Source organism: Streptomyces griseicoloratus (genome assembly GCF_014534645.1).
GTDB classification, from domain to species: Bacteria; Actinomycetota; Actinomycetes; order Streptomycetales; family Streptomycetaceae; genus Streptomyces; species Streptomyces griseicoloratus.
This window is the reverse complement of sequence record NZ_JACVQF010000182.1, coordinates 117970-141536: the sequence shown is the minus strand read 5'-3', so window position 1 is coordinate 141536 and position 23567 is coordinate 117970. Positions and strand designations below refer to the sequence as shown.

The following is a 23567-nucleotide window of genomic DNA, read 5'->3' as shown; positions in this document are numbered from 1 at the left end:
AGGGGGTATGGCGCTGCAGGCGTCCACCCCGCGGCGACCGGCCGGCGGCGACGCCAGGGTGCCGGCGCCGGCGGGGGAGAGCGACCCGGCGGCCGCCGAGGACGCGCCGCAGTCGGTGCCCGCGCAGGCCGGTGACGGCGAGGGCGCGGAGCACGTCGCGGCGGACGCGGAGCCGGCCGCGGCCGGCGAGTCGCGCAGCCGGGGCGCGGAGCGCTCCACGCGGCGCGGCGGCGCCGGGACGGGCGCGCAGGACGGATCCGCCTCCGCCCAGCCCCGCAAGCGCGGGCGGGGTGCCGCGCGCCGCCCCAGCGGGCGCGAGCGGCACGACGAGAAGATCACCGTGTACGTCTCCGCCGAGGAGCTCATGGACCTGGAGCACGCCCGTCTGGTGCTCCGGGGCGAGCACGGCCTCGCCGTCGACCGCGGCAGGATCGTCCGCGAGGCGGTCGCCGTGGTGCTCGCCGACCTGGAGACCCGCGGGGACGCCAGCATCCTCGTACGACGGCTGCGCGGGCGGTAGCGGTAGCCTTCCGGGGCCATGACCTCGAACGACGCCCCCCGCTCCGGTGCTCTCGCCGGTCGTCGGCGTGCGCTGGGCAGGGGGCCGGGAATGCCGCCGGCCGCCGCCGGGCCGTCCGAGGCTCCGGAGCCCGTGGGCACGGAGCCTGCCGGGGAGCGGCCGGACGCCCCCGGGCCCGGGGCGCCCCGGCCACGGCCGCAGGGCGAGCCGGACTCCCGGGACGTTCCCCGGATGGCACACGCACCGGAGCCCCAGCCGGACCCGGAAGCGACGTCTGGCGAACTGGGTCAGGGCGGTGCCGTCCCGGAAGGTGCCACCTCGGAAGCGACGCCGGGTGAGCCGGGCCCGGGCGGTGCCGCCCCGCAAGCGACGCCCGGCGAGCCGGGCCCGTCGGCCGTCGCCCGGCCGGACGCGGTGGCAGGAACCGGCTCCGAGCAGTACGACGCCCCGCCACAGGACGCGTCCCGCCGGGTTCCGCCACGAGCCCCTTCCGAGCCCGAGCACGGGCCCGGGAGCAGCGCTCCCGGCGCTTCCGTGACGGACGAGCCGTACCGGGCGGGCGGTGCGGGGGAAGCGGATGACGGAGTCTTCAAGGCCCGCCTCGGGCCCGAGACCGGTCTCAAGCCTGAGCCCGAGACCGAGGGCGGCGCTGCCGGTGCTGCCGCGGCGGACGAGGCGCGCCGGGCGGGCGGTGGTGGGGAAGCGGATGACGGGGTCTTCAAGGTTCGGCTTGCCAACTTCGAGGGGCCCTTCGATCTGCTGTTGCAGCTGATCTCCAAGCACAAGATGGACGTCACCGAGGTCGCCCTGTCCCGGGTGACCGACGAGTTCATGGCGCACATCCGGGCGATGGGGCCGGAGTGGGACCTCGACGAGACGACCGAGTTCCTGGTCGTGGCGGCCACGCTGCTCGATCTGAAGGCGGCGCGGCTGCTGCCCGCCGCCGAGGTGGAGGACGAGGCCGACCTGGCGCTGCTGGAGGCCCGTGACCTGCTCTTCGCGCGGCTGCTGCAGTACCGCGCCTACAAGCGGATCGCGGAGATCTTCAGCGAGCGGCTGGACGCGGAGGCCCGCCGCTACCCTCGTACCGTCGGCCTGGAACCCCACCACGCCGAGCTGCTGCCCGAGGTGGTCATCAGCATCGGGGCCGAGGGATTCGCCAGGCTCGCCGTCAAGGCGATGCAGCCCAGGCCCAAGCCGCAGGTGTACGTGGAGCACATCCACGCTCCGCTGGTCAGCGTGCAGGAACAGGCCGGGATCGTCGTCGCGCGGCTGAAGGACCTGGGCGAGGCGAGCTTCCGCGCCCTCGTCGAGGACACCGAGGACACGCTGACCGTCGTGGCGCGGTTCCTGGCCCTGCTGGAGCTGTACCGGGAGAAGGCCGTCGCCCTGGAGCAGGAGACCGCGCTCGGTGAGCTGCTGGTGCGCTGGACCGGCGGGGACGCGGAGGCCGGGCCCATGGTGACCGACGAGTTCGACCGGCCGGCCGAGGAGACCGAGGAGGAGAAGAAGGCGTGAGCGACGACACCACGGAGGTTCCGGCGGGGCTGCGGGCCGTCGCCGGCCTGGACCTCAAGCCGGCGCTCGAAGCCGTCCTCATGGTCGTGGACGAACCCGCGACCGAGGAACACCTCGCGAAGGTCCTCCAGCGGCCCCGGCGGCAGATCGCGGACGCCCTGCGCGAGCTGGCCGACGAGTACACCGTCCAGGGCCGGGGCTTCGAGCTCAGGCTCGTCGCGGGCGGCTGGCGCTTCTACACCCGGCCCGAGTACGCCGCGGCCGTCGAGGGCTTCGTCCTGGACGGCCAGCAGGCCCGCCTCACCCAGGCCGCGCTGGAGACCCTGGCGGTGGTCGCCTACCGGCAGCCGGTCAGCCGCAGCCGCGTCTCGGCGGTGCGCGGGGTGAACTGCGACGGCGTGATGCGCACCCTCCTGCAGCGCGGTCTGGTGGAGGAGGCGGGCACGGAACCCGAAACAGGTGCGATCCTGTACGTGACGACGAACTACTTCCTGGAGCGGATGGGCCTGCGCGGTCTGGACGAGCTCCCGGAGCTCGCGCCCTTCCTCCCGGAGGCGGAGGCGATCGAGGCCGAGACCCAGGAGGGCGTGCCGTCGTTCGACCCGGACGCGCCCGACGCGGACGACGGTCACCCGGCGGGCACGACCAGTACGCCGAACACGACGAACACGACGACGACGGAACTTTGATGCGAAGCAGCGGCAGCGGCAAGAGCGGCGGGCGCGGTAACTACCGCGGCGCCGGCAACAACAGGGACCAGAAGCAGGGGCAGGGCCGCCCCCGCAAGCCCCGCCCGGAGGAGCGCCGCTACGACGTCGGTCCCGGCGCCTCCCCCGACGGGCCCAGGTCCGGGCGCGGCGGCGCGGCCCGCGGCGGAGCCAAGGGCGGTCCGAAGAAGCCCCAGCAGCGGGGACGTACCGCCCCCGCCCGGTCCCGCGAGTACGAGACGCGGGCGGAGGAGCGCAACCGCGAGCGGTACGCGGGCAAGAAGGACATCAAGCTGCCCAAGACCTTCCCGGGCGCCGAGCAGGAGGGCGAGCGGCTGCAGAAGGTCCTCGCGCGCGCGGGCTACGGTTCCCGCCGCGCCTGCGAGGAGCTGATCGACCAGGCGCGCGTCGAGGTGAACGGCGAGATCGTCACCGAGCAGGGCAAGCGCGTCGACCCGGAGAAGGACGAGGTCAAGGTCGACGGCCTGACCGTGGCGACGCAGTCGTACCAGTTCTTCTCGCTGAACAAGCCCGCCGGCGTGGTGTCCACCATGGAGGATCCGGAGGGCCGCCAGTGCCTCGGTGACTACGTCACCAACCGCGAGACCCGGCTCTTCCACGTCGGCCGGCTGGACACCGAGACCGAGGGCGTCATCCTGCTCACCAACCACGGCGAGCTGGCGCACCGGCTGACCCACCCCAAGTACGGCGTGAAGAAGACCTACCTCGCGCACATCGTGGGCCCGATCCCGCGCGACCTCGGCAAGCGCCTGAAGGACGGCATCCAGCTGGAGGACGGGTACGCGCGCGCGGACCACTTCCGCGTGGTGGAGCAGACCGGGAAGAACTACCTCGTCGAGGTCACCCTCCACGAGGGCCGCAAGCACATCGTGCGGCGGATGCTGGCAGAGGCGGGCTTCCCCGTCGACAAGCTGGTGCGCACCGCCTTCGGCCCGATCACGCTGGGCGACCAGAAGTCGGGCTGGCTGCGCCGGCTGTCCAACACCGAGGTCGGGATGCTCATGCAGGAGGTCGACCTGTAGGCGGCCCTGAAGGGTTGTTCCGGTCGCCCGCCCTCTTTATAGTCGTACTGACTATTAAAGGGGGTGGGCGATCGTGCGCGGATACGACAAGCACGCCTTCGAGCCCTTCGCCGTCACCGTCGACCTCGCCGTCCTCACACTCCGCGCGGGCGCGCTGCACGTGCTGCTGGTCGAGCGCGGGCAGGAGCCGTACGCGGGCCGCTGGGCACTGCCCGGCGGCTTCCTGCTGCCGGAGGAGTCGGCGGAGACGGCCGCCCGCCGGGAGCTGGCCGAGGAGACCGGCCTGGCGGACGTGACCGGACTGCACCTGGAGCAGCTGCGCACCTACAGCGAGCCCGGCCGCGACCCGCGGATGCGGGTGGTGTCGGTGGCGTTCGCCGCGCTGCTGCCCGGCCCTCCCGAGCCGCACGCCGGCACCGACGCGGCCGAGGCCCGCTGGGTGCCGTACGAGAAGGCCGGTCCCCTCGCCTTCGACCACGACCGGATCCTGGCCGACGCCCGGACCCGCGTCGGCGCCAAGCTGGAGTACACCTGCCTGGCCACCGCCTTCTGCCCGGCCGAGTTCACCCTCGGCGAGCTCCAGCAGGTCTACGAGGCCGTGTGGGGCACGCCGCTGGACCGGCCCAACTTCCGCCGCAAGGTCCTCGCCACGCCCGGCTTCGTCGAACCGGTGCCGGGTGCCGCCCGCCTGACCGGCGGCCGCGGCAAACCCGCCGCCCTGTACCGCGCGGGCACCGCCACCGCCCTGAACCCGCCCCTGCTCCGACCGTCCCGGGAAGGACGCCCCGCATGACCACGACCACCGTCACCAAGCGCGCCGCCACCGGGGCGCTCACCGGACTCGCCCTCGGGGACGCGCTCGGCTTCCCCACCGAGTTCAGCGACGTCCCGTCGATCCTCGCCAAGTGCGGCCCGTGGCGGGAGATGGAGCTGCCCACGCCGGCGATCGTCACCGACGACACGCAGATGACGCTGGCGCTGGGAAGGGCGCTGCGGACGGTCACGGACCGGGGGGTGCTCACGCCCGAGGCGATGACCGAGCCCGTACGGCAGGAGTTCATCGCCTGGAACCGGTCGCCGGAGAACAACCGGGCACCGGGCAACACCTGCATCAGGGCCTGCGAACTCCTGGAGGCCCCCGGCCGGCCCTGGCAGGACGCCTCCCAGATCGGCTCCAAGGGCTGCGGCGCCAACATGCGGGTCGCCCCGGTCGGGCTCGTCCCCGGACTGAGCGACGAACAGCGCGCGGGTGCCGCCCAGTTGCAGTCGGCGCTCACCCACGGACACCCGACGGCACTCGCCGCCTCCGACCTCACCGCGCACGCCGTACGGCTGCTCGCCGAGGGCGCCGACCCGACCGGACTGGTCGGGCGGCTGCGGTCGTACGCCTACGACAACCGCGCCCGCTACCACGAGCGCTGGCTCGGCGACCTGTGGACCCGCGCCCAGGACCCCACGCCCGAGCACTTCATCGCCCGCGGCTGGGACGAGTGCCTTGCGGTCCTCGACCGCCTCCAGCACGCCGTGCGCACCGTCTCGCCCGAGACCGACCCGTGCCTGGTCACCGGCGAGGGCTGGATCGCCGAGGAGGCCCTGGCGACCGGGCTGCTGTGCTTCCTGCTGTTCGTCGACGAACCCCTGACGGCTCTGCGCCGCGCCGCCTGCACCTCGGGCGACTCCGACTCCATCGCCTGCCTGGCGGGGGCCTTCGCGGGCGCGTACCTGGGCGCCGACGCCTGGCCGGCCCCGTGGGCCGACCGGATCGAGTACCGGGGGGACCTGCTGGCGCTCGGGGCGCTCTGGGACGCCTGAGCCATGACCGACGCCCTGGACATCGACCTGGCCCCGGTGGTCGCGCAGCAGCCCTTCCCGCTGCTGTTCGCCACCGTCTCCGGCGCCCACCTGTACGGCTTCCCGTCCCGCGACTCGGACGTCGACCTGCGCGGCGTCCACCTGCTGCCGGCCGCCGACCTCGTCGGCCTGCGCGAGCCGGAGGAGACCAGGTCCCGGATGTGGGACCGGGACGGTGTCGAGATGGATCTCGTCACGCACGACCTGCGCAAGTTCGTACGGCTGATGCTCCGGCGCAACGGCTACGTGCTGGAGCAGCTGCTGTCGCCGCTGGTCGTGCACACCACCGAGGCGCACCGGGAACTGGCCGCGCTCGCGCCGGGCGTCCTCACCGGTCACCACGCCCACCACTACCGGGGTTTCGCGACCACGCAGTGGCGGCTGTTCGAGAAGAGCGGCGAGCTCAAGCCGCTGCTGTACACCTTCCGGGTGCTGCTCACCGGCATCCACCTGATGCGCGGCGGCGAGGTGCAGGCCCATCTGCCCACGCTCGCCGGGGAGGTCGACGCCGCCCCGGCCTACCTGCCGGAGCTGATCGCCGCCAAGGCGGAGCGCGAGCACGGGGAGGCCGGCGTCGACCACGCGCGCGTGCGGGCCGACGTGGAGCGGCTGCACGGCGTGCTGGACGAGGCGCAGGCGGCGTCATCCCTGCCCGACGCCCCCACCGCCCACGACGCCCTGCACGACTTCGTCGTACGGACCCGGCTGGAGGGCTGAGGCGCGGCGGGTGCGGACGAGGAAGTCCTCCACGCGGCGCCGGTCCGGCTCCTTTGGCAGCGGGCTGCGGCGGGCGGCCTCCTCGCCCTCCTCCTCCAGCCGGGCCATCCGGGAGCCGACCTCCGACCAGGGCACCTCACCCCGCTTCACGGCGAGCAGCGCCTCGCGCCGGTCGCCGACGTCGACGGTGAGCGTGCCCGTGCGCAGCAGGTCGCGGGCGCTCGTCAGCAGCCGCAGCAGGTGCATCGCGTGCTTCCAGCGCGGGGCGCCGTGCGTGCGCACGTCGGCGTCCAGCTTGCGGCGCTGGCCGTGGGCGTACCGCGTGAACGTCTCGTGGACCCGGCGGGACAGGAACGCCCCGCGCAGGTCGAGCAGCTCGCGGCCGGTGTCGTCGGCGTACTCCACGAGCGGGGAGTGCAGGCACTCCAGGATGTTCGGGTTGGCGCGCAGGGCCAGCCCGCAGAAGCGTTCCAGCTCCCAGCTGAACTGCTCCGGAGCCGGGCCCTCGACATGCGTCGGCGGCTTGTCGAACCGCCAGAAAAGGGGAGTGGGTGCGAGGTACACGCCCCGGCGGTCGGTGTCGCTGCCGTCCGTCGCCAGACCGAAGGCACGCGAACCCATGACACAGGCGTAGATCGTGTGGTCGCGTACCAGGGTCTCGGGGCGCATGCCCGGAGCGTACGCGGGCCCGTCACACCAGGCGGACCGAATTTCCGTCCACCGTGATCCGCTGCTCGGACAGCGGCTGGGTGGCGGGGCCCTGCTCCACCGAGCCGTCGGCGATGCGGAACCTGCTGTTGTGGCAGGCGCAGTCGATGGTGCCGTCCCGCACCTCCGTGACGGTGCAGCCCTGGTGGGTGCAGACGGCCGAGAAGGCCTTGAAGTCGCCCTGCGTCGGCTGGGTCACCACGATCTGCTCGTCCGCGAAGATCTTGCCGCCGCCGACCGGGATGTCGCTCGTCGCCGCCAGCTCCCGCCCGGCGGGGGCGTCCGTGGCCGCGGGGGCCTTCGTGGCCGCGGAGTCGCCGCCGCCGTCGCCGCCCGTGTCGCTGCCGGTGCCGCCGTCGCCGTTGCCGTCGCCGCAGCCCATGGCGAGCGCCGCCGCGCCCGTCGAGAGGAGAACCGTACGGCGCGTCGTGCTGGGGGTCATTCGTCACTCCGAGAAAGACGTGGGGAAGGGGAGGGGAGGGGAAGCCGTGCCGGAACAAGCATCTTGACACCGAAGACATCGAAGAGGAAGCAACCCGGACAAGCAGGTCAAAACACGCTGCCCGGCGGTGCGGGACGTGTCACCGTCTCAGGACGCGGGCGCCGCGCACCGGTGCCGCGCGGGCTGACTAGGCTGGACGGACCAAGAGCCGATCAGCACGTCAGCAAGGAGCATCGCCGTGGCGGTACGAGCGGTCCGGGGCGCGGTCCAACTGGAACGGGACGAGGCCGGGCACATGGACGAGCAGGTCGCGGCCCTGCTCACCGCCATCCTGGAACGCAACGGGCTGACCGTCGACGACCTGATCAGCATCTGGTTCACGGCCACCCCCGACCTGCACAGCGACTTCCCGGCCGCCGCGGCCCGGGGGCTCGGGATCACCGACGTCCCGCTGATCTGCGCCCAGGAACTGGACATCGAGGGCGCCATGCCGCGCGTCGTCCGCGTCCTCGCCCACATCGAGTCGGACCGGCCGCGCGCCGACATCGCGCACGTCTACCTCGGCGCCGCGGCCGCCCTGCGCAAGGACATCGCCCAGTGAGAACCGCACTCGTCATCGGCACCGGCCTCATCGGCACCTCTGCCGCCCTCGCCCTGACCCAGCGGGGCGTCACCGTCCACCTCGCCGACCACGACCCCGAGCAGGCCCGCACGGCCGCCGCGCTCGGCGCCGGCACCGACGAGGCGCCGGACGGGCCCGTCGACCTCGCGATCGTCGCCGCACCGCCGGCCCTGGTGGCCGACGTGCTCGCCGGCGCGATGGGACGCGGCGCGGCCCGCGGCTACATCGACGTGGCCAGCGTCAAGGGCGGCCCGCGCCGCGAGCTGGAGGCCCGCGGGCTCGACCTCTCCCGTTACATCGGCACCCACCCCATGTCCGGCCGCGAGAAGTCCGGCCCGCTGGCGGCCACCGGCGACCTCTTCGAGGGCCGCCCCTGGGTGCTGACCCCGACCCGGGACACCGACACCGAGGTGCTGAACCTCGCCCTGGAGCTGATCTCGCACTGCCGCGCGGTGCCGGTCGTCATGGACGCCGACGCCCACGACCGCGCCGTCGCCCTCGTCTCCCACATGCCGCACCTGGTCTCCAGCATGGTCGCCGCGCGTCTGGAGCACGCCGAGGAGGCCGCCGTACGGCTGTGCGGGCAGGGAATCCGGGACGTGACCCGGATCGCCGCCTCCGATCCCCGCATGTGGATCGACATCCTCGCCGCCAACCCGGGGCCGGTCGCCGACCTGCTCGGCGACGTCGCCGCCGACCTGGAGGAGACGGTGCGGGCCCTGCGCGCCCTGCAGTCCTCCGACGAGGACAAGCGCCGCGAGGGCAGCTCCGGCATCGAGGCGGTGCTGCGGCGCGGGAACGCCGGCCAGGTGCGGGTCCCCGGCAAGCACGGCTCCGCCCCGCGGGTCTACGAGACCGTGGCCGTCCTCATCGACGACCAGCCCGGCCAGCTGGCCCGCATCTTCGCGGACGCGGGACGGGCCGGCGTCAACATCGAGGACGTGCGGATCGAGCACGCCACCGGGCAGCAGGCCGGTCTGGTGCAGCTGATGGTCGAGCCGAAGGCCGCCCCCGTGCTCACGGCGGCGCTGCGGGAGAGGGGCTGGGCGATCCGCCAGTGAGCCCGGGGGGCCCACGCCTGTCGGAGGGGTTCCGGAGAGCCAGTAACCTTGTGCGGGGCACGTTCGCGCCCCGCACACCACCCACCGCACCGCACCAGGAAGGTGTCCCCCGTGGAAAACGGCGCCGCCCCGACCGCCCCGGCCGTGATTGTCGCCATCGACGGCCCCTCCGGCACGGGCAAGTCGAGCACGTCGAAGGCCGTCGCCGCACAGCTCGGCCTGAGCTACCTGGACACCGGCGCCCAGTACCGGGCGATCACGTGGTGGATGGTGACCAACGGCATCGACATAGACGACCCGCACGCCGTCGCCGCCGCGGCCGGCAAGCCCGAGATCGTCTCCGGCACCGACCCGGCGCGCCCGACCATCACGGTCGACGGCGTGGACGTCGCCGGCCCGATCCGCACCCAGGAGGTCACCTCCAAGGTCAGCGCGGTCAGCGCCGTCCCCGAGGTGCGCTCCCGGATCACCGAGCTGCAGCGCAGCATCGCCGCCTCCGCCCCGGCCGGCATCGTCGTCGAGGGCCGCGACATCGGTACGACCGTGCTGCCGGACGCCGACCTGAAGATCTTCCTCACCGCCTCGGCGGAGGCCCGCGCCGCCCGCCGCAACGGAGAGCTCAAGGGCGCCGACGTCAACGCCACCCGCGAGGCCCTGATCAAGCGGGACGCGGCCGACTCGAGCCGCAAGACCTCCCCGCTCGCCAAGGCGGACGACGCGGTCGAGGTGGACACCACCGACCTCACGCTGCCGCAGGTCATCGAGTGCGTCGTCACCCTCGTCGAGGAGAAGCGGGCCGGGAAGTGAGTCTTCCCCCCGTTCCGTCCGAGCAGGGTGCCGAGGTCGGGCGGCGCATCGGCGTCGGCCTGATGTACGGGCTGTGGCGGCCGCGCGTGCTCGGCGCCTGGCGGGTGCCGACGACCGGCCCGGTGATCTACGCCGTCAACCACTCGCACAACATCGACGGCCCGATGGTCATGGGCGTGGCGCCCCGGCCGACGCACTTCCTGATCAAGAAGGAGGCGTTCGTCGGCCCCCTCGGACGGTTCCTGACCGGCATCGGCCAGCTGAAGGTGGACCGGCACTCCACCGACCGCACCGCCATCGCCCAGGCCCTCGGGGTGCTGGAGAGCGGCGGCGTCCTGGGCATCTTCCCGGAGGGCACCCGGGGCGAGGGCGACTTCGCCTCGCTGCGCGCCGGGCTCGCCTATTTCGCGGTCCGCAGCGGCGCCCCCATCGTCCCGGTGGCGGTGCTGGGAAGTTCCGAGCGGCGCGGACGGTTGATTAAGGGACTGCCGCCGCTGCGCTCCCGCGTCGACGTCGTCTTCGGCGACCCGTTCGAGGCGGGCGACGGCAGCGGACGGCGTACGCGCAAGGCGCTGGACGAGGCGACCGAACGCATCCAGAAGCAGCTCACCGCGCACCTGGAAAACGCCAAGCGCCTGACCGGCCGCTAGGCGACACTTGAGTAGTGGATCACCCGGTACAGGGGTGCTTCACCGATCACCACGATGAACGAGGTACGGACTTCATGAACGACCACATCCACTCCGAGGGCTCGGGCGAGGAGCACGACCACGGGGCGCTTGGCGACGCCGAGTACGCGGAGTTCATGGAGCTCGCCGCGGAAGAGGGCTTCGACGTCGAGGAGGTCGAGGGCGCGATCGAGGCGGCCGGGCACGGCCCGCTGCCCGTCCTCGCCGTCGTCGGCCGCCCCAATGTCGGCAAGTCGACCCTGGTGAACCGGATCATCGGCCGCCGCGAGGCGGTCGTCGAGGACAAGCCCGGCGTCACCCGCGACCGCGTCACCTACGAGGCCGAGTGGGCGGGCCGCCGCTTCAAGGTCGTCGACACCGGCGGCTGGGAGCAGGACGTCCTCGGCATCGACGCCTCCGTGGCCGCCCAGGCCGAGTACGCGATCGAGGCCGCCGACGCGGTCGTCTTCGTCGTGGACGCCAAGGTCGGCGCCACCGACACCGACGAGGCGGTCGTCCGGCTGCTGCGCAAGGCCGGCAAGCCCGTCGTGCTGTGCGCCAACAAGGTGGACGGCCCGAGCGGCGAGGCCGACGCGGCCTACCTGTGGTCGCTGGGGCTGGGTGAGCCGTACCCGGTCTCCGCGCTGCACGGCCGCGGCACCGGCGACATGCTGGACAAGGTCCTGGAGGCCCTTCCGGAGGCCCCGGCGCAGACCTTCGGCACCGCCGTCGGCGGCCCGCGCCGCGTCGCCCTGATCGGCCGGCCCAACGTCGGCAAGTCCTCGCTGCTGAACAAGGTGGCGGGCGAGGAGCGCGTCGTCGTCAACGAACTCGCCGGCACCACCCGCGACCCGGTCGACGAGCTGATCGAACTCGGCGGCAAGACCTGGAAGTTCGTCGACACCGCGGGCATCCGCAAGCGCGTCCACCTGCAGCAGGGCGCCGACTACTACGCCTCGCTGCGCACCGCGGCCGCCGTGGAGAAGGCGGAGGTCGCCGTCGTCCTCATCGACGCCTCGGAGTCGATCTCGGTCCAGGACCAGCGGATCGTCACCATGGCCGTCGAGGCGGGACGCGCCCTCGTCGTCGCCTACAACAAGTGGGACACCCTCGACGAGGAGCGCCGCTACTACCTGGAGCGGGAGATCGAGACCGAGTTCGGCCAGGTGGCGTGGGCGCCGCGGGTGAACGTCTCGGCGCAGACCGGACGGCACATGGAGAAGCTGGTCCCGGCGATCGAGACCGCCCTGGCCGGCTGGGAGACCCGGGTCCCCACGGGCCGGCTGAACGCCTTCCTCGGCGAGCTGGTCGCCGCCCACCCGCACCCGGTGCGCGGCGGCAAGCAGCCCCGCATCCTGTTCGGCACGCAGGCGGGCACCAAGCCCCCGCGGTTCGTGCTCTTCGCCTCCGGCTTCATCGAGGCCGGCTACCGGCGCTTCATCGAGCGCCGGCTGCGCGAGGAGTTCGGCTTCGAGGGGACGCCGATCCACATCTCGGTGCGGGTGCGCGAGAAGCGCGGCGCGAAGAAGAAGTAGCGCGAGCAGCGAAGAGAGGGGCGGCCCCGGCGGGGCCGCCCCTCTCTTCGTGCGTGTGCCGTTCAGGCGCCCCTGCGCGGGGCCGGTGGCAGCGCGGCCGGGACGTGCCGTGTCCCGGTGCCGTGCGGGCCGAGGTACCCGACGCGCTGCCAGGGCGACTGCTGGCCGATACGGGCGCTGTGGGCGCCCGCGCTGTAGGCGCTGTACGCGCCCCGGCCGCGGGTCATGTTCCCGAACGCGATGAACCCCAGTTCCTCCTCGCCGCTGCGATCACCCGGCAGTGAACGGAAGGACTTGACGTACTCGGCGTAGAGCGCGTCGTAGATCGGCGTGGCCGAGGGGCCACCGTGTCGGCGGGAATTGTCGTATGCGTGCACGTATGTCCAAACGACCCCGAGCCGGAAGGGATGCGGCCCGGACGGTCGCCGTCAGGGGGTCGCACCGAGGGTGGTCACGTCCCCGCCAGGGGCAGCCCGGCCGCGACCAGCCGGCCGTTCGTCGCCGCCTTGTCCAGGGCGTCCCGCAGCAGGTCCTCCCGCGGCTGGCGGCCGATCGTCCCGACCGGCGCCGCGAACATCAGCACCTGCTGGTGCTTGGCTGCCGCCGCGCGCCAGCCCTCGGTGACCTGGAGGGGCTGGTGCGCCTGCCACCAGGCCACCTGCGGGCCGCCGTTCGCCCCCGGCTGGAGCACCGCGTGCAGCCGGCCCATGGCGAGCAGCACGGACCAGCCGTGCAGCACGGCCGGTGCGGTGGACAGGTCACCGACCGGCATGAAGCCCTGCTCGATGAGCAGCGGCAGGAAGTCGTCGCCGGGCCCGTTGGTGCCGGGCCGCGCGATGGGCGCCGTCGGCTCCACCACCAGCGCCGGGTGCAGCTCGCCGGAGATCAGGACCAGCCCGCTCGTCACGCCGAGCACCGCCTGCTCGGGGGCGGCCTGCTCGGAGCCGTGGCCGGAGGTGTCGCCGCTGATGGACTTCACGGCTCCCTGGAGCTGTTCCTCGGTGACCTTGACGACCTGCGAGGGCAGGCAGCCGGCGTGGGCGAAGGCGAGGACGGCGGTCTCCTCCCCGATGAACAGTACGGTGCTGGTGCGCTCCTGCTCGGAGTCGCCCGGGGTGCGGCAGGACGTGCAGTCGTAACTGCCCGGGGCGGTCTCTCCGGCGAGCAGGCGATCGGCTTCTTCGTCGCCGATCTCGGCGCGTACCTCGTCGCTGACGTCGAGCATGCGCGGCACGGGTGGCTCCCTCGGGATGCGGTACGTGGCGAGGCCGGGTGGCTCCCGGCCCGTGGTCCGGGTGGGTCCCCGGCTCATGAAGAAGACAACGGGCGATCTGTGGCGGGAGTCACGCCCCACGGCGAACGGAATCGAACCATCCGACGCACAGGGTCACATGCCGGGCGGAAGCGCTCACGCATCGTCAACTGGCCCGAAGATCAGGGACGTTGATCCGGTGAAGTGGGTCACAGGTGGTCGGATCGGTGAGTCGACAAATCCTGAAATCGGCGAATGAAGTGGGTGTCCGAAAGTAGTCGATACCCCCGGTAACCGTGAACTGGCCTGGAGTGACGGGCGATTGGTTGATCCCGGCACGAGGCGCTCCCTACATTCCTCCGCCGTGTGCAACGAGCACCGCTCGGGTACGTCCGCCGAACCGCACAGCCGGCCCGCACCACGGGCCTCCGGCGGACGGGGCGGAGCGCGACGACCGCGTTCAACGCGCGGGGTCGCGCCCCGCCTTGGGGGACCCCGGGTCCGTGGAGAGGGAAATACATGTCCGAATGTGCCGATACCACTCGCGACAACGTTCGCAGGAACCGTACGACGGCGGTCCTCGCCGGGGCGGCACTGCTCGCGCCCCTCGGACTGCTGGCCGCGACCGGCAGCGCCGCGGCGGCGGACGGCGCGGTGTGGGACCGCATCGCCCAGTGCGAGAGCGGCGGCAACTGGCACATCAACACCGGCAACGGCTACTACGGCGGGCTGCAGTTCTCCGCCTCCACCTGGCGCGCGTACGGCGGCACCGCCTACGCCCCGACCGCCGACCAGGCGTCGAAATCCCAGCAGATCGCCGTGGCGACCAAGGTCCAGCGGGCCCAGGGCTGGGGCGCGTGGCCGACCTGCTCGGCGCGGGCCGGGGCGTCCGGCGGCGCACCCGCCGCGTCCGGGGCGGGCCCCGCGGCGACAGGGGCTGCCCCGTCCGCGTCCGCGAAGCCGTCGAAGGCGCCGGCGCGGCAGTCCGGCCACACCGAACGCGGCTCGTCCCGCGGTGACTACACCGTCCGCCCGGGCGACACCCTGAGCGGCATCGCCGAACGGCACGGCACCACCTGGCAGCGGCTCTTCGCCGCCAACGAGGCCGTCATCGGCGGCGACCCCGACGTGATCGTGCCGGGGCAGCGCCTCGACGTCTGAGCCGTTCGTCCCCGGCCTGGAGAGGGCCCTGTCCGGCAGGCCGGACAGGGCCCTCAGCCATCTGCGGTGCGGCGCCGTCCGTACACGGAGGCGGTGCCGGGGCCGGGACCGGCGTGCGGCGGCCACCGCCCGGCGACGACCACGCACGCGTCGTGCGAGCACAGCGGCTCGTACGCGCGGGCCGCGACCGAGGCGACATCCCCGCGCGCACTCGTCGACGAGTGCCGCGCGCGTGTCGGCACGGCCCGGGACATCGCGAGGGTGCGCAGGCGCCCTGGGCGGTGATCGGGCGAGCAGCGCGTCGGCCCGATCGCCGCCGCGGTCCTCGGCTGCGCGGGTGCCCTGCCGACGTGGGTGGCCGGCCTCCCGGCGCCGCCTGCGGCACCGGCCCGCCCCTCTACGGCATCCACGGCCACGCGCGCACCCGCGAGGGCACGGCGGCGGCGGCCGTGCCCCGCCTCGAACGCGTCCACGGCACCCGTGCGGCCGGGGCCGTCTCCGAGCCGGGCCCGCGGGACGAGGGCGGCCGGGTGGCCGTTTCGTGGACCGCGGCGACGGCTACACGGGGGAGTGGCCCGCTGCCCACCGTCGGCCGGGAGAACCGCCGGGGCCGGGTCTCCCAGGGCGACATCGACCGGGCCTGCTTCGAGGTGCCGCTGCCGTCCCACCGGCCGTGACCGCCGAGCCGTGACCACATCGCAATCGGACACGGACAACCAGTAGCCCGGGTTCCGGGTCTGAACGGACGACGAGAAGCCCGAGGAGGAACCGCACCGCATGACGTCGCCGGCCCCCCTGGCCGCCCCGCTGCGTGCCGACTGCATCGCCGACTCCGCGGGCGGGCTGACCTTCGACGTCGCCGCGTACGGGGACACCGCGGCGGCCCACCTGGTGCTGCGCCGCCGTGACGGGGACGACGAGGTCAGCCTGCCGCTCGCCCCGGCGGCGGAGGGCCGGCTGCGTGCCGCGCTGCCCAGCAGCGTCGCCCTGCCGGAGGGCCGCTGGGACGCCTACGCGCGCGTGGCCGACGGCGCGCCTCGGCGCCTGGCACCCGGCGTCACCGATCTGCGCTCCCTCGCGGACCGCACCCCGGGCGGCCTCCTCGGCCACGTGGCCGTCCGCATCCCGTACGCCACCCGGCAGGGCAACCTGACCGTCCGCAGCTGGCTGCGCGCCCCGCACGCCGAAGCGGGCGACCTCGGCCTCACCGACAGCGGGGTGACCGTGCAGGGGCGCTTGTACGGCACCGAGCTCGCGCCCGGCGCCCACGCCGAGCTGCGCTGCCGGACCGGCGGCCACCGGGCCCGCCGGCTGGACGTCACGGCCGAGCGGGCGGACGAGTTCCGCCTCACCGTGGCCTACGGCGCCCTGGCCCCGGGCACATGGGACCTGTGGCTGCGTCCCGCCGGCGCCCGGGGCCCGGCCGTGCGCGTCGCCCGGCTGCTGGACGACATCGCCGACAAGAACCCGGTCCTCACCTATCCACGCGCCCGCGTGGAGACGCCGCACGGCCCGGTGGAGGCCGGGCCGTACTACACGCGGGACAACGATCTGTCGGTGTCGGTCACCGCATCGCGTCCCTGACCAACGCGGACAGAAGCTGTCCGCGACTGCTGGCACACTCGGTCCCATGCTCGAGACCTCGGCACGACTGCTGCGCCTGCTCTCCCTCCTCCAGGCCCACCGCGAATGGTCCGGGCCCGACCTCGCCGACCGCCTCGGCGTCTCCCCGCGCACCGTGCGCCGCGACGTGGAACGGCTGCGCGAGCTGGGCTACCCCGTCAACGCCAGCCCCGGCACCGGCGGCGGCTACCAGCTGGGCGCGGGCGCCGAGCTGCCGCCGCTGCTCCTGGACGACGACGAGGCGGTCGCGGTCGCCGTCGGACTGCGCACGGCGGCCGGACAGGGCGTCGAGGGCATCGGGGAGACGTCGGTGCGGGCCCTCGCCAAGCTGGAACAGGTGCTGCCGGACCGGCTGCGCCGGCGCGTGAGCGCCCTGAACACCTTCACCGTGCCGATGATGCGCGCCGCCCGCCCCACCGCGGTCGACCCGGCCGTGCTGACCGAGCTGGCGCACCTGTGCCGGGACGCCGAGCGGCTGCGCTTCGAGTACCGCGGGCACGACGGCACGGCCACGCGCCGCACCGTCGAGCCGTACCGGCTGGTGTGCTCCGAGCGGCGCTGGTACCTGGTCGCCTTCGACCTCGACCGCGCGGACTGGCGCACCTTCCGGGTGGACCGGATCGAGCCGAGGCCGCCGCACGGTCCGCGTTTCGTCCCGCGCGAGCCGCCCGCCGAGGACCTGGCCGCCTACGTCTCGCAGGGCGTCTCCACCCGGGCGTACGCCACGCAGGCCGTCGTCCGGCTGCTGGTGCCGCTGGAGGAGGCGGCCGAGGAGATCTCACCGATCGCCGGCGTCCTGGAGCCGGAGGGCCCCGGCAGCTGTCTCCTGCGCACCGGCGCCGGGAGCCTGGAGGTCATGGTGGTGCACGTGATGATGCTGGGCTTCGAGTTCGAGGTGCTGGAGCCGGCGGAGCTGATCGGGGAGATCAGGACGGCCCGGGACCGCCTCACCCGCGCCCTGGCCCGGGCCGGGGAGACGGCCGCCGCCCACAAGGAGATCCTGTGACGGAGGCGTGGAATTCCTGTGCCTTCATTCGCTTCCCGCAAACCCGTTCGGGCTCGTAGTGAAATGGCGCCCGGAGTGCACCGACGCCTTTTCCGTCATTTATTCGAAGGGCGGTCGCGGTGCACGGGAATTTCCCTCCGGTGCTCGTGGAAGTTGACCGGAACCGTCCGTCCGTGTGACGTGGATCGACCAAAACACATGTCTTGGTCCTGTGACAGAAGTGTGACCGGAGAGGTATCTGTGACATCGGTTACCGGCTTGGGCTTCCGCCTCCGAGGAGCAGGGCATAGCGTGGCGGCATGGCACCGATTCCGACACCTCCGGCCGAACCCCAGGACAGTCCGGACGCATACGTCGGCCTCGATTCCGGCGCGGCCGAACGGCTCGCGCGCGAACGGGGATGGTCGACGGTGCGGTCCTTGCCGCCCGGAGCGATCATCACCATGGAGTACCGCGTGGGCCGGCTGAACTTCGAGGTGAAGGACGGCCGCGTGGCGCGGGCGTGGAAGGGCTGACACAGGGTGACGGCGACGGCCCCGGCCTCCGTGTGCGGAGGGCCGGGGCCGTCGCCGTCGTGCGCGCGGGGCGCTGTGCGCACCGGCCCCGCGTCGTCGTGTCCGTGGTCAGCCGCCCGACAGGTGCCGGGCGGCCGGGGCCGTGTTGCGTGGATGCCGGTCGGCGTGCGGCGGCCGGCGGCTGCCGGCCGGAGTGACCGGGGTGCGCTCCGAGCGGGCCGTGTGCGGGCCCGGTGCCAGGTACGCCGGGGCCCGGGAGCGGGACGCGGGGACCGGCTCGAGCGCCGGGGCGTCCTCCCGCTCGGAGGCCGGCGGCGTGGCCGCCACGGGCGTGCCGGCCGGCACGCGTGCCGGTTCCGTGCGCCCGCGACGGGCGTACAGGCGGTCGCGCAGACCGAGGATCCAGGACTCGGCACGGCTGATCAGCGGTTCGAACCAGGGCAGCGCCAGCAGGATCAGCAGCCCCGCGGCCCAGCCGAGGAGCACATCGCTCAGCCAGTGCGTACCGAGGTAGACGGTCGACATCCCGACCCCGAGGGAGACGACCGCGGACAGGGCGGACAGCCAGCGGCGCGCCCTCGGCGTCGAGGCCAGGTAGGCCAGGATGCCCCAGGTCACCACGGCGTTGGCGGTGTGACCGCTCGGAAATATATCGCCGCCGAGCCACATCTCGTTCGAGCCGATCGTGGTCGCGTAGTGCGGTCCGAGCCGGCCCATGCCGATCTTGGCGGCACCGACGGTGACGTTCAGCAGCAGCAGGGAGACGCCGAGCGCGATCAGCGGCCGCAGCGTGTGCTGCCGCCAGGAGCGCCAGCCGAGCCAGGCCGCCACCATCACGGCGGTGGGGCCGCGCTGGCCCAGCACCACGTAGTAGTCGACGAACGCGTGGATCTCCGGCCACTGCTGGTACGGCCGGAAGAACATGACCTGCCAGTCGAGCCGGACGAGCCACGAGGTGATCAGCACGGCCCACACGATCGCGAGGTAGAAGGCGAGGGTCGCGGCGAACAGCGCGATCCTGTGCCGGCTCATCTTCGGCACATCCAGGTGGGCCGGTCGTTCCGGCTCCCGGTCCAGTCTCGCGAACACCCGGTCCAGACGGGTGAGGTTCCGTTCGGTACGCACCCAATCGACGTTACAGCGAGTGAGCTCTGAACCCGGCCGATTCAAGGGCTTTGTGATGACGATGTGATGTGGGATTCCTCTCAGCGGGCGGATCATTTCCAGGGAATCCGTAATCCTGGCCGACGGCGGACTTCAATTCCTTTGATCAGTCCGGTCGGCGGTTTTATCGTGATTATGAATTCGTTCACCGAATGCTGGTGTGGAATTCTCCGCCCGCTCATCGGCCGCCCGGGCCGGTCAGGGCGGACCGGAGCCGTTCAGCCAGAGGGCCCCGTACACCGCCGATGCCACCGCCACGCCGCCCACCACCAGCGCTGACCTGGAGGTTCGCAGCCGGGCCAGGGCGAGGGCGAGGGGCAGCAGCAGGGGGAAGGCGGGCATCAGCAGGCGTGGCTTGGAGCCGAAGTAGCTCGACGCGCACAGGGCGAGGACGGCGACGAGTCCGGAGTACACCAGCAGCGCGAGCGGCTGGCGCTGCCGTACGCACACGGCGTACAGCCGGATGAGCAGGGCGACCCCGACGACGAGCCCGACGCCCGCCAGGGCGGACGGGAACGACGTGAACTTCGCGGCGACGAAACGGGCGAAGGCCACGCCCCCGTCGAAGCCGTTGCCCCAGCCTGCCTGGACGTCGAGGTAGCCGAGCGGGCCCTTGCCGGTGCGGTGGCCGACCCAGAGCACGTATCCGGCGGCGCCCAGAGGCGCGAGCAGGAGGCCGAGCACGAGTCGCGCGCCCCCGGCAGGGGCGCCTTCCGGCCCGCGGGCGCCGTCCGGCGAGGCAGCGCTCCGGTTTCGCACGAATGCCGTGATCCCGGCCGCCCACACCGCCGCCGTCACCGCCAGTCCCACCGGCCGGGTCAGCCCGGCCAGCGCGGCCAGCGCCCCCGCCGTCACCCAGCGCCCGGTCAGCACCGCGTACAGCGACCAGGCGGCGAGCGCGGTGAACAGCGACTCGCTGTACGCCATCGACTGCACGATGCCGACCGGCAGGACGGCCCACAGCAGCACGGCGCACACACCCGCCCGGCGGCCGTACACGTGGTCGGCGACCGCGAAGATCCCCCAGGCGGCCGCGAGCGAGGCGAGCACGGCGACGACGAAGCCCGCGTCGGCGTGCGACAGGGGGGTCACCGCCGCCCCCAGCCGCTCCAGCCAGGGCAGCAGCGGGAAGAAGGCGAGGTTGGAGTGCACGTCGCCGCCCGGCAGCCGCACCTCGTAGCCGTAACCCAGCTCGGCGACCCTCGTGTACCAGAGGGAGTCCCACCGGGCGGTGAGCAGTGTGTACGCGCTCTTGTCGCGCGCGGCGCTCCACACGGCCAGCGCGAGCAGGCCCAGGGCGCGTACGGCCGCGTAGCCGAGGAGCGCCGGGGCGGCCCGGCGCAGGGCCCCGGGGCGGCCCGGCGTCACGCGCGTTTCAAGATCGGTCACGGGCTCGATTATCTGCCGCCCCCGCGGCCCGCCGGCCGGCCGGGGCGTGCGGGCGGACCGGGCAGTGGCGCACGCCACAGCCCTGACCCGCGATGTGTGAGGCCCGCCACGTGTGTGTGTCTCGGACTCGCGTACGCTGACCAGTCACTCGCGTTCCGTCGCACGGCCCGGAGGCACCCGCTCCGCTCCGGCCGAGCCGCAGGGGAGTCCCCACCCCGCGCGCCCGCCGGACGCGAGGGAACATCTTGGAGGTACGTACATGTCCGGGACGACCACGGCTGCCGCACCGCCGCGCCGTCGGGCGGCCGGGGCCGGTGCCAACCGCTGGGTGGTCCTGGTCGTCCTCTGCGTCAGCCTGCTGCTCGTCGCCGTCGACGCGACCGTGCTGCACGTGGCGGTCCCCGCCGTCACCGAGGACCTGAGGCCCGGCGCGATCGAGCTGCTCTGGATCGTCGACGTCTACCCGCTCGTCTGCGCCTCGCTGCTGATCCTCTTCGGCACGCTGGGTGACCGGGTGGGACGCAGACGGATCCTTCTGCTGGGATACGGGCTCTTCGGCGTCGCCTCCGCGCTGGCCGCCCTCGCCGACGGCGCCCAGGTGCTGATCCTGGCGCGTGCCCTGCTCGGCGTCGGCGGAGCGATGATCATGCCTGCGACGCTGTCGATCCTGCGGCAGGTCTTCCCGGACCGGCGGGAGCGGGCCCTCGCGATCGGCGTCTGGAGCGCGGTGGCCGCCGTGGGCGCGGCGGTCGGGCCCCTGCTCGGCGGCTTCCTGCTGGAGCACTTCTGGTGGGGCTCGGTCTTCCTCGTCAACATCCCCCTCATGCTGGTCAGCCTCCCGGTGGGACGGCTGCTGCTGCCCGAGTCGAAGGGCGACGGCGCGGGCCCCTGGGACGTGGCCGGCGCGCTGATGGCGGCGGCCGGGCTGTTCGGGGTGGTACTGGGCGTGAAACGGCTCGGCGGCGGCGAGCCCGTGGCCAGTGCCGTCACGGTGCTCCCGCTGCTGGTGGGTGCCGCCCTGCTGGCCGCCTTCGTACGGCGGCAGCGGCGGCGTACGCATCCGCTGGTGGACCTGCGGATGTTCCGGCGGCCGGCGTTCAGCACGTCGGTGGGCTGCATCGTGCTGGCGATGCTGGCACTGGTGGGGCTGGAGCTGATCGCGGCGCAGTACCTGCAACTGGTGCTCGGACTGTCCCCGCTGCAGACGGGGCTGCGGCTGCTGCCGCTGACGTTCGCGGCGATGGCGGCGGGCCTGGCCGGGGCGCGGATGCTGCGGCGCTTCGGGCCGCGCCGGATGGTGTGCGCCGGGTTCTGCCTGACGGCGGGGGCGGTGGTGCTGCTGACGGCCATGGGCCGCGAGGACCACTGCGCGCTGCTGCTGACCGGGTTCGTGCTGCTCGGCTTCGGTCTGGAGACGACGCTGTTCGGGGCCTACGAGTCGATGCTGAGCGAGGCGCCGCAGGCGCAGGCCGGCGGGGCGGCGGCGATCGGGGAGACGTCGTACCAGCTGGGCGCCGGGATCGGCATCGCGCTGCTGGGCAGCGTGATGAACGCGGCGTACGGGCCGGGGCTGGCGGACGTGCCCGGGGTGCCGGCGTCGGCGTCCTCGGCGGCGGGGCATTCACTGGGCGAGGCCTACGAGGTCGCCGCGCAGCTGGGCGGGCCCGCGGGGGCCGCGCTGCGGCGGGCGGCGGCGGACGCGTTCGTGCACGGGCTGCATGTGACGCTGCTCGTGAGTGCGGGGCTGTTGCTGCTGGGGGCCGCGATGGCGTTGCGGCTGCCACGGGTGATGCAGTGCGAGGCGGTCGCCGTGCCCGCGCCGCGGGACGCGGTGGAGTCCCGCGTCTCGGTGTGAGCGGACGGGTCTCCCACCCGCGCACCACCCGTTCACCGTTCGCCGAGGTGGACGTCACCCGCGCGGGTGCGCCGCCGCCGGCTGCTTGCGGTGCGCGGGCGGGAAAGCATGGTGGACGTGCGGCGCGGTGCGTCGTAACGTCGGCGTGAAGCCGTGACTAGCGATGCTAGTTTTAACGTCCCGGAGGGTTCCATGGCCGCGTCCCCGAAGTTGCCCCCGTTCGATCCCGCCGACCCCCTCGGCATCGACGACCTGCTGGACCCGGAGGACCTCGCGGTCCGGGACACCGTGCGGGACTGGGCCGCGGACCGCGTGCTGCCGCACGTCGCCGACTGGTACGAGAAGGGCGAGCTGCCCGGCGTCCGGGAGCTCGCCCGGGAACTCGGCGCCATCGGTGCCCTCGGCATGTCGCTGCAGGGCTACGGCTGCGCCGGGGCGAGCGCGGTGCAGTACGGGCTGGCCTGTCTGGAGCTGGAGGCGGCCGACTCGGGCATCCGCTCCCTGGTCTCCGTCCAGGGATCCCTCGCCATGTACGCCATCCACCGCTTCGGCAGCGAGGAGCAGAAGCAGGCGTGGCTGCCGCGCATGGCCTCCGGCGAGGTCATCGGCTGCTTCGGGCTGACCGAGCCCGACCACGGCTCCGACCCGGCGGGCATGCGCACCCACGCCAAGCGCGACGCCGGGGGAGACTGGGTCCTCAACGGACGCAAGATGTGGATCACCAACGGCTCGGTGGCCGGCGTCGCCGTCGTCTGGGCGCGGACCGAGGACGGCATCCGCGGGTTCGTCGTACCGGCCGGCACCCCCGGTTTCTCCGCGCCCGAGATCAGGCACAAGTGGTCCCTGCGCGCCTCCGTCACCAGCGAGCTGGTCCTGGACGACGTACGGCTGCCCGCCGACGCCGTGCTGCCGGAGGCGGCCGGTCTGCGCGGACCGCTCAGCTGTCTCACCCACGCCCGCTACGGCATCGTCTGGGGCGCGATGGGCGCGGCCCGCAGCTGCTTCGAGGCGGCCGTGGAGTACGCGAAGTCGCGGGAGCAGTTCGGGCGGCCCATCGGCGGCTTCCAGCTGACCCAGGCCAAGCTCGCCGACATGGCGGTCGAACTGCACAAGGGGATTCTGCTCGCCCACCACCTCGGGCGGCGCATGGACGCCGGCCGCCTGCGTCCCGAGCAGGTCAGCTTCGGCAAGCTCAACAACGTGCGCGAGGCCATCGACATCTGCCGCACGGCCCGGACGATCCTCGGCGCCAACGGGATCTCGCTGGAGTACCCCGTGATGCGGCATGCGACGAACCTGGAATCGGTGCTCACCTACGAGGGCACCGTCGAGATGCACCAGCTCGTGCTGGGCAAGGCGCTCACCGGGATCGACGCCTTCCGGTGAACCGGCGAGAGGGGCAG

25 protein-coding genes are annotated in these 23567 nt (G+C 73.4%); 19 read left to right on the top strand and 6 right to left on the bottom strand.

Annotated elements, in window-relative coordinates; genetic code table 11:
- Positions 1-7: 7 nt before the first annotated feature.
- The 7 genes from H0H10_RS11225 to H0H10_RS11195 all read left to right on the top strand — a co-directional run bounded on the left by H0H10_RS11225 (position 8) and on the right by H0H10_RS11195 (position 6356).
- Complete coding sequence (locus H0H10_RS11225) at positions 8-520, top strand: hypothetical protein (protein ID WP_223179699.1); 513 nt, start codon at positions 8-10, stop codon at positions 518-520.
- 534 nt (positions 521-1054) lie between these two features.
- On the top strand, positions 1055-2038 hold the full coding sequence (locus H0H10_RS11220; RefSeq protein ID WP_309141772.1) for a segregation and condensation protein A: 984 nt from the start codon (positions 1055-1057) through the stop codon (positions 2036-2038).
- On the top strand, positions 2035-2727 hold the full coding sequence (gene scpB / locus H0H10_RS11215; RefSeq protein WP_188180737.1) for an SMC-Scp complex subunit ScpB: 693 nt from the start codon (positions 2035-2037) through the stop codon (positions 2725-2727). The genes H0H10_RS11220 and scpB overlap by 4 nt, the downstream gene beginning before the upstream one ends.
- Complete coding sequence (locus H0H10_RS11210; protein WP_188180736.1) at positions 2727-3788, top strand: pseudouridine synthase; 1062 nt, start codon at positions 2727-2729, stop codon at positions 3786-3788. The genes scpB and H0H10_RS11210 overlap by 1 nt, the downstream gene beginning before the upstream one ends.
- 73 nt (positions 3789-3861) lie before the next feature.
- The gene (locus tag H0H10_RS40520) at positions 3862-4581 is read left to right on the top strand and encodes an NUDIX hydrolase (protein ID WP_188180735.1); all 720 of its coding nucleotides are present in this window, start codon (positions 3862-3864) and stop codon (positions 4579-4581) included.
- Positions 4578-5600: an ADP-ribosylglycohydrolase family protein gene (locus H0H10_RS11200; RefSeq protein WP_188180734.1), complete on the top strand. Its 1023-nt coding sequence runs from the start codon at positions 4578-4580 to the stop codon at positions 5598-5600. The genes H0H10_RS40520 and H0H10_RS11200 overlap by 4 nt, the downstream gene beginning before the upstream one ends.
- Positions 5601-5603: 3 nt before the next feature.
- Positions 5604-6356 (top strand): nucleotidyltransferase domain-containing protein, encoded by a 753-nt coding sequence (locus tag H0H10_RS11195; RefSeq protein ID WP_188180733.1) that lies wholly within the window; start codon positions 5604-5606, stop codon positions 6354-6356.
- Here H0H10_RS11195 and H0H10_RS11190 read toward each other — a convergent pair.
- Positions 6282-7025, bottom strand: coding sequence for a nucleotidyltransferase domain-containing protein (locus H0H10_RS11190; protein WP_188180732.1), 744 nt, complete (start codon positions 7023-7025; stop codon positions 6282-6284). The two genes, H0H10_RS11195 and H0H10_RS11190, sit on opposite strands and share 75 nt — an antisense overlap.
- 22 nt (positions 7026-7047) lie before the next feature.
- Positions 7048-7506, bottom strand: a complete 459-nt coding sequence (locus H0H10_RS11185; RefSeq protein WP_188180731.1) for a Rieske (2Fe-2S) protein — start codon at positions 7504-7506, stop codon at positions 7048-7050.
- Positions 7507-7744: 238 nt separating this feature from the next.
- Between H0H10_RS11185 and aroH the strand changes: the two genes are divergently transcribed.
- From aroH to der, 5 genes are all read left to right on the top strand, one after another.
- Positions 7745-8107 carry a chorismate mutase gene (aroH, locus tag H0H10_RS11180; protein ID WP_188180730.1) on the top strand — a complete coding sequence of 121 codons (363 nt, stop codon included), beginning with the start codon at positions 7745-7747 and terminating at the stop codon, positions 8105-8107.
- Entirely contained in the window at positions 8104-9189 is a 1086-nt protein-coding gene (locus H0H10_RS11175; protein ID WP_188180729.1) for a prephenate dehydrogenase, read from the top strand. The genes aroH and H0H10_RS11175 overlap by 4 nt, the downstream gene beginning before the upstream one ends.
- 111 nt (positions 9190-9300) lie before the next feature.
- The gene (gene cmk / locus H0H10_RS11170) at positions 9301-9996 is read left to right on the top strand and encodes a (d)CMP kinase (protein ID WP_188180728.1); all 696 of its coding nucleotides are present in this window, start codon (positions 9301-9303) and stop codon (positions 9994-9996) included.
- Positions 9993-10646, top strand: a complete 654-nt coding sequence (locus tag H0H10_RS11165; RefSeq protein WP_188180727.1) for a lysophospholipid acyltransferase family protein — start codon at positions 9993-9995, stop codon at positions 10644-10646. Before cmk ends, H0H10_RS11165 begins: the two co-directional genes overlap by 4 nt.
- 74 nt (positions 10647-10720) lie before the next feature.
- The gene (der, locus tag H0H10_RS11160) at positions 10721-12199 is read left to right on the top strand and encodes a ribosome biogenesis GTPase Der (protein WP_188180726.1); all 1479 of its coding nucleotides are present in this window, start codon (positions 10721-10723) and stop codon (positions 12197-12199) included.
- 62 nt (positions 12200-12261) lie between these two features.
- On the opposite strand, the gene H0H10_RS11155 is transcribed toward der, so the two are convergent.
- Positions 12262-12576: a hypothetical protein gene (locus tag H0H10_RS11155; protein WP_188180725.1), complete on the bottom strand. Its 315-nt coding sequence runs from the start codon at positions 12574-12576 to the stop codon at positions 12262-12264.
- A 74-nt stretch (positions 12577-12650) separates the two neighbouring features.
- A complete protein-coding gene (locus H0H10_RS11150; RefSeq protein WP_188180724.1) occupies positions 12651-13433 on the bottom strand; it encodes a DUF8842 C-terminal domain-containing protein in 783 nt (260 codons plus the stop codon).
- A 537-nt stretch (positions 13434-13970) separates the two neighbouring features.
- Between H0H10_RS11150 and H0H10_RS11145 the strand changes: the two genes are divergently transcribed.
- From H0H10_RS11145 to H0H10_RS11125, 5 genes are all read left to right on the top strand, one after another.
- Entirely contained in the window at positions 13971-14612 is a 642-nt protein-coding gene (locus H0H10_RS11145) for a LysM peptidoglycan-binding domain-containing protein (RefSeq protein WP_188180723.1), read from the top strand.
- A gap of 350 nt (positions 14613-14962) precedes the next feature.
- Positions 14963-15289: a hypothetical protein gene (locus H0H10_RS11140; RefSeq protein WP_188180722.1), complete on the top strand. Its 327-nt coding sequence runs from the start codon at positions 14963-14965 to the stop codon at positions 15287-15289.
- Positions 15290-15389: 100 nt separating this feature from the next.
- On the top strand, positions 15390-16196 hold the full coding sequence (locus tag H0H10_RS11135) for a hypothetical protein (protein WP_188180721.1): 807 nt from the start codon (positions 15390-15392) through the stop codon (positions 16194-16196).
- A 46-nt stretch (positions 16197-16242) separates the two neighbouring features.
- Complete coding sequence (locus H0H10_RS11130) at positions 16243-17241, top strand: helix-turn-helix transcriptional regulator (protein ID WP_188180720.1); 999 nt, start codon at positions 16243-16245, stop codon at positions 17239-17241.
- A gap of 299 nt (positions 17242-17540) precedes the next feature.
- Positions 17541-17756: an I78 family peptidase inhibitor gene (locus tag H0H10_RS11125; RefSeq protein ID WP_188180719.1), complete on the top strand. Its 216-nt coding sequence runs from the start codon at positions 17541-17543 to the stop codon at positions 17754-17756.
- A gap of 108 nt (positions 17757-17864) precedes the next feature.
- Here the strand turns inward: H0H10_RS11125 and H0H10_RS11120 are convergent, their stop codons facing one another.
- Both H0H10_RS11120 and H0H10_RS11115 read right to left on the bottom strand, forming a co-directional pair.
- Positions 17865-18881 carry a phosphatase PAP2 family protein gene (locus H0H10_RS11120; protein ID WP_188180718.1) on the bottom strand — a complete coding sequence of 339 codons (1017 nt, stop codon included), beginning with the start codon at positions 18879-18881 and terminating at the stop codon, positions 17865-17867.
- A 237-nt stretch (positions 18882-19118) separates the two neighbouring features.
- Complete coding sequence (locus H0H10_RS11115; protein WP_188180717.1) at positions 19119-20309, bottom strand: glycosyltransferase family 39 protein; 1191 nt, start codon at positions 20307-20309, stop codon at positions 19119-19121.
- 259 nt (positions 20310-20568) lie between these two features.
- On the opposite strand from H0H10_RS11115, the gene H0H10_RS11110 reads away from it, so the two are divergent.
- Together H0H10_RS11110 and H0H10_RS11105 are read left to right on the top strand one after the other, a co-directional pair.
- Complete coding sequence (locus H0H10_RS11110) at positions 20569-22164, top strand: MFS transporter (protein WP_188180716.1); 1596 nt, start codon at positions 20569-20571, stop codon at positions 22162-22164.
- A 192-nt stretch (positions 22165-22356) separates the two neighbouring features.
- Positions 22357-23550 (top strand): acyl-CoA dehydrogenase family protein, encoded by a 1194-nt coding sequence (locus tag H0H10_RS11105; RefSeq protein ID WP_188180715.1) that lies wholly within the window; start codon positions 22357-22359, stop codon positions 23548-23550.
- Positions 23551-23567: the final 17 nt, after the last annotated feature.

Coding starts and splice junctions, on each gene's coding strand:
- H0H10_RS11195 (WP_188180733.1), top strand. CDS start 5,604: ATGACCGACGCCCTGGACATCGACCTGGCCCCGGTGGTCGCGCAGCAG.
- H0H10_RS11130 (WP_188180720.1), top strand. CDS start 16,243: ATGCTCGAGACCTCGGCACGACTGCTGCGCCTGCTCTCCCTCCTCCAG.
- H0H10_RS11110 (WP_188180716.1), top strand. CDS start 20,569: ATGTCCGGGACGACCACGGCTGCCGCACCGCCGCGCCGTCGGGCGGCC.
- H0H10_RS11210 (WP_188180736.1), top strand. CDS start 2,727: ATGCGAAGCAGCGGCAGCGGCAAGAGCGGCGGGCGCGGTAACTACCGC.
- H0H10_RS11105 (WP_188180715.1), top strand. CDS start 22,357: ATGGCCGCGTCCCCGAAGTTGCCCCCGTTCGATCCCGCCGACCCCCTC.
- der (WP_188180726.1), top strand. CDS start 10,721: ATGAACGACCACATCCACTCCGAGGGCTCGGGCGAGGAGCACGACCAC.
- H0H10_RS11125 (WP_188180719.1), top strand. CDS start 17,541: ATGGCACCGATTCCGACACCTCCGGCCGAACCCCAGGACAGTCCGGAC.
- H0H10_RS11190 (WP_188180732.1), bottom strand. CDS start 7,025: ATGCGCCCCGAGACCCTGGTACGCGACCACACGATCTACGCCTGTGTC.
- H0H10_RS11145 (WP_188180723.1), top strand. CDS start 13,971: ATGTCCGAATGTGCCGATACCACTCGCGACAACGTTCGCAGGAACCGT.
- H0H10_RS11185 (WP_188180731.1), bottom strand. CDS start 7,506: ATGACCCCCAGCACGACGCGCCGTACGGTTCTCCTCTCGACGGGCGCG.
- H0H10_RS11225 (WP_223179699.1), top strand. CDS start 8: ATGGCGCTGCAGGCGTCCACCCCGCGGCGACCGGCCGGCGGCGACGCC.
- H0H10_RS11200 (WP_188180734.1), top strand. CDS start 4,578: ATGACCACGACCACCGTCACCAAGCGCGCCGCCACCGGGGCGCTCACC.
- H0H10_RS11135 (WP_188180721.1), top strand. CDS start 15,390: ATGACGTCGCCGGCCCCCCTGGCCGCCCCGCTGCGTGCCGACTGCATC.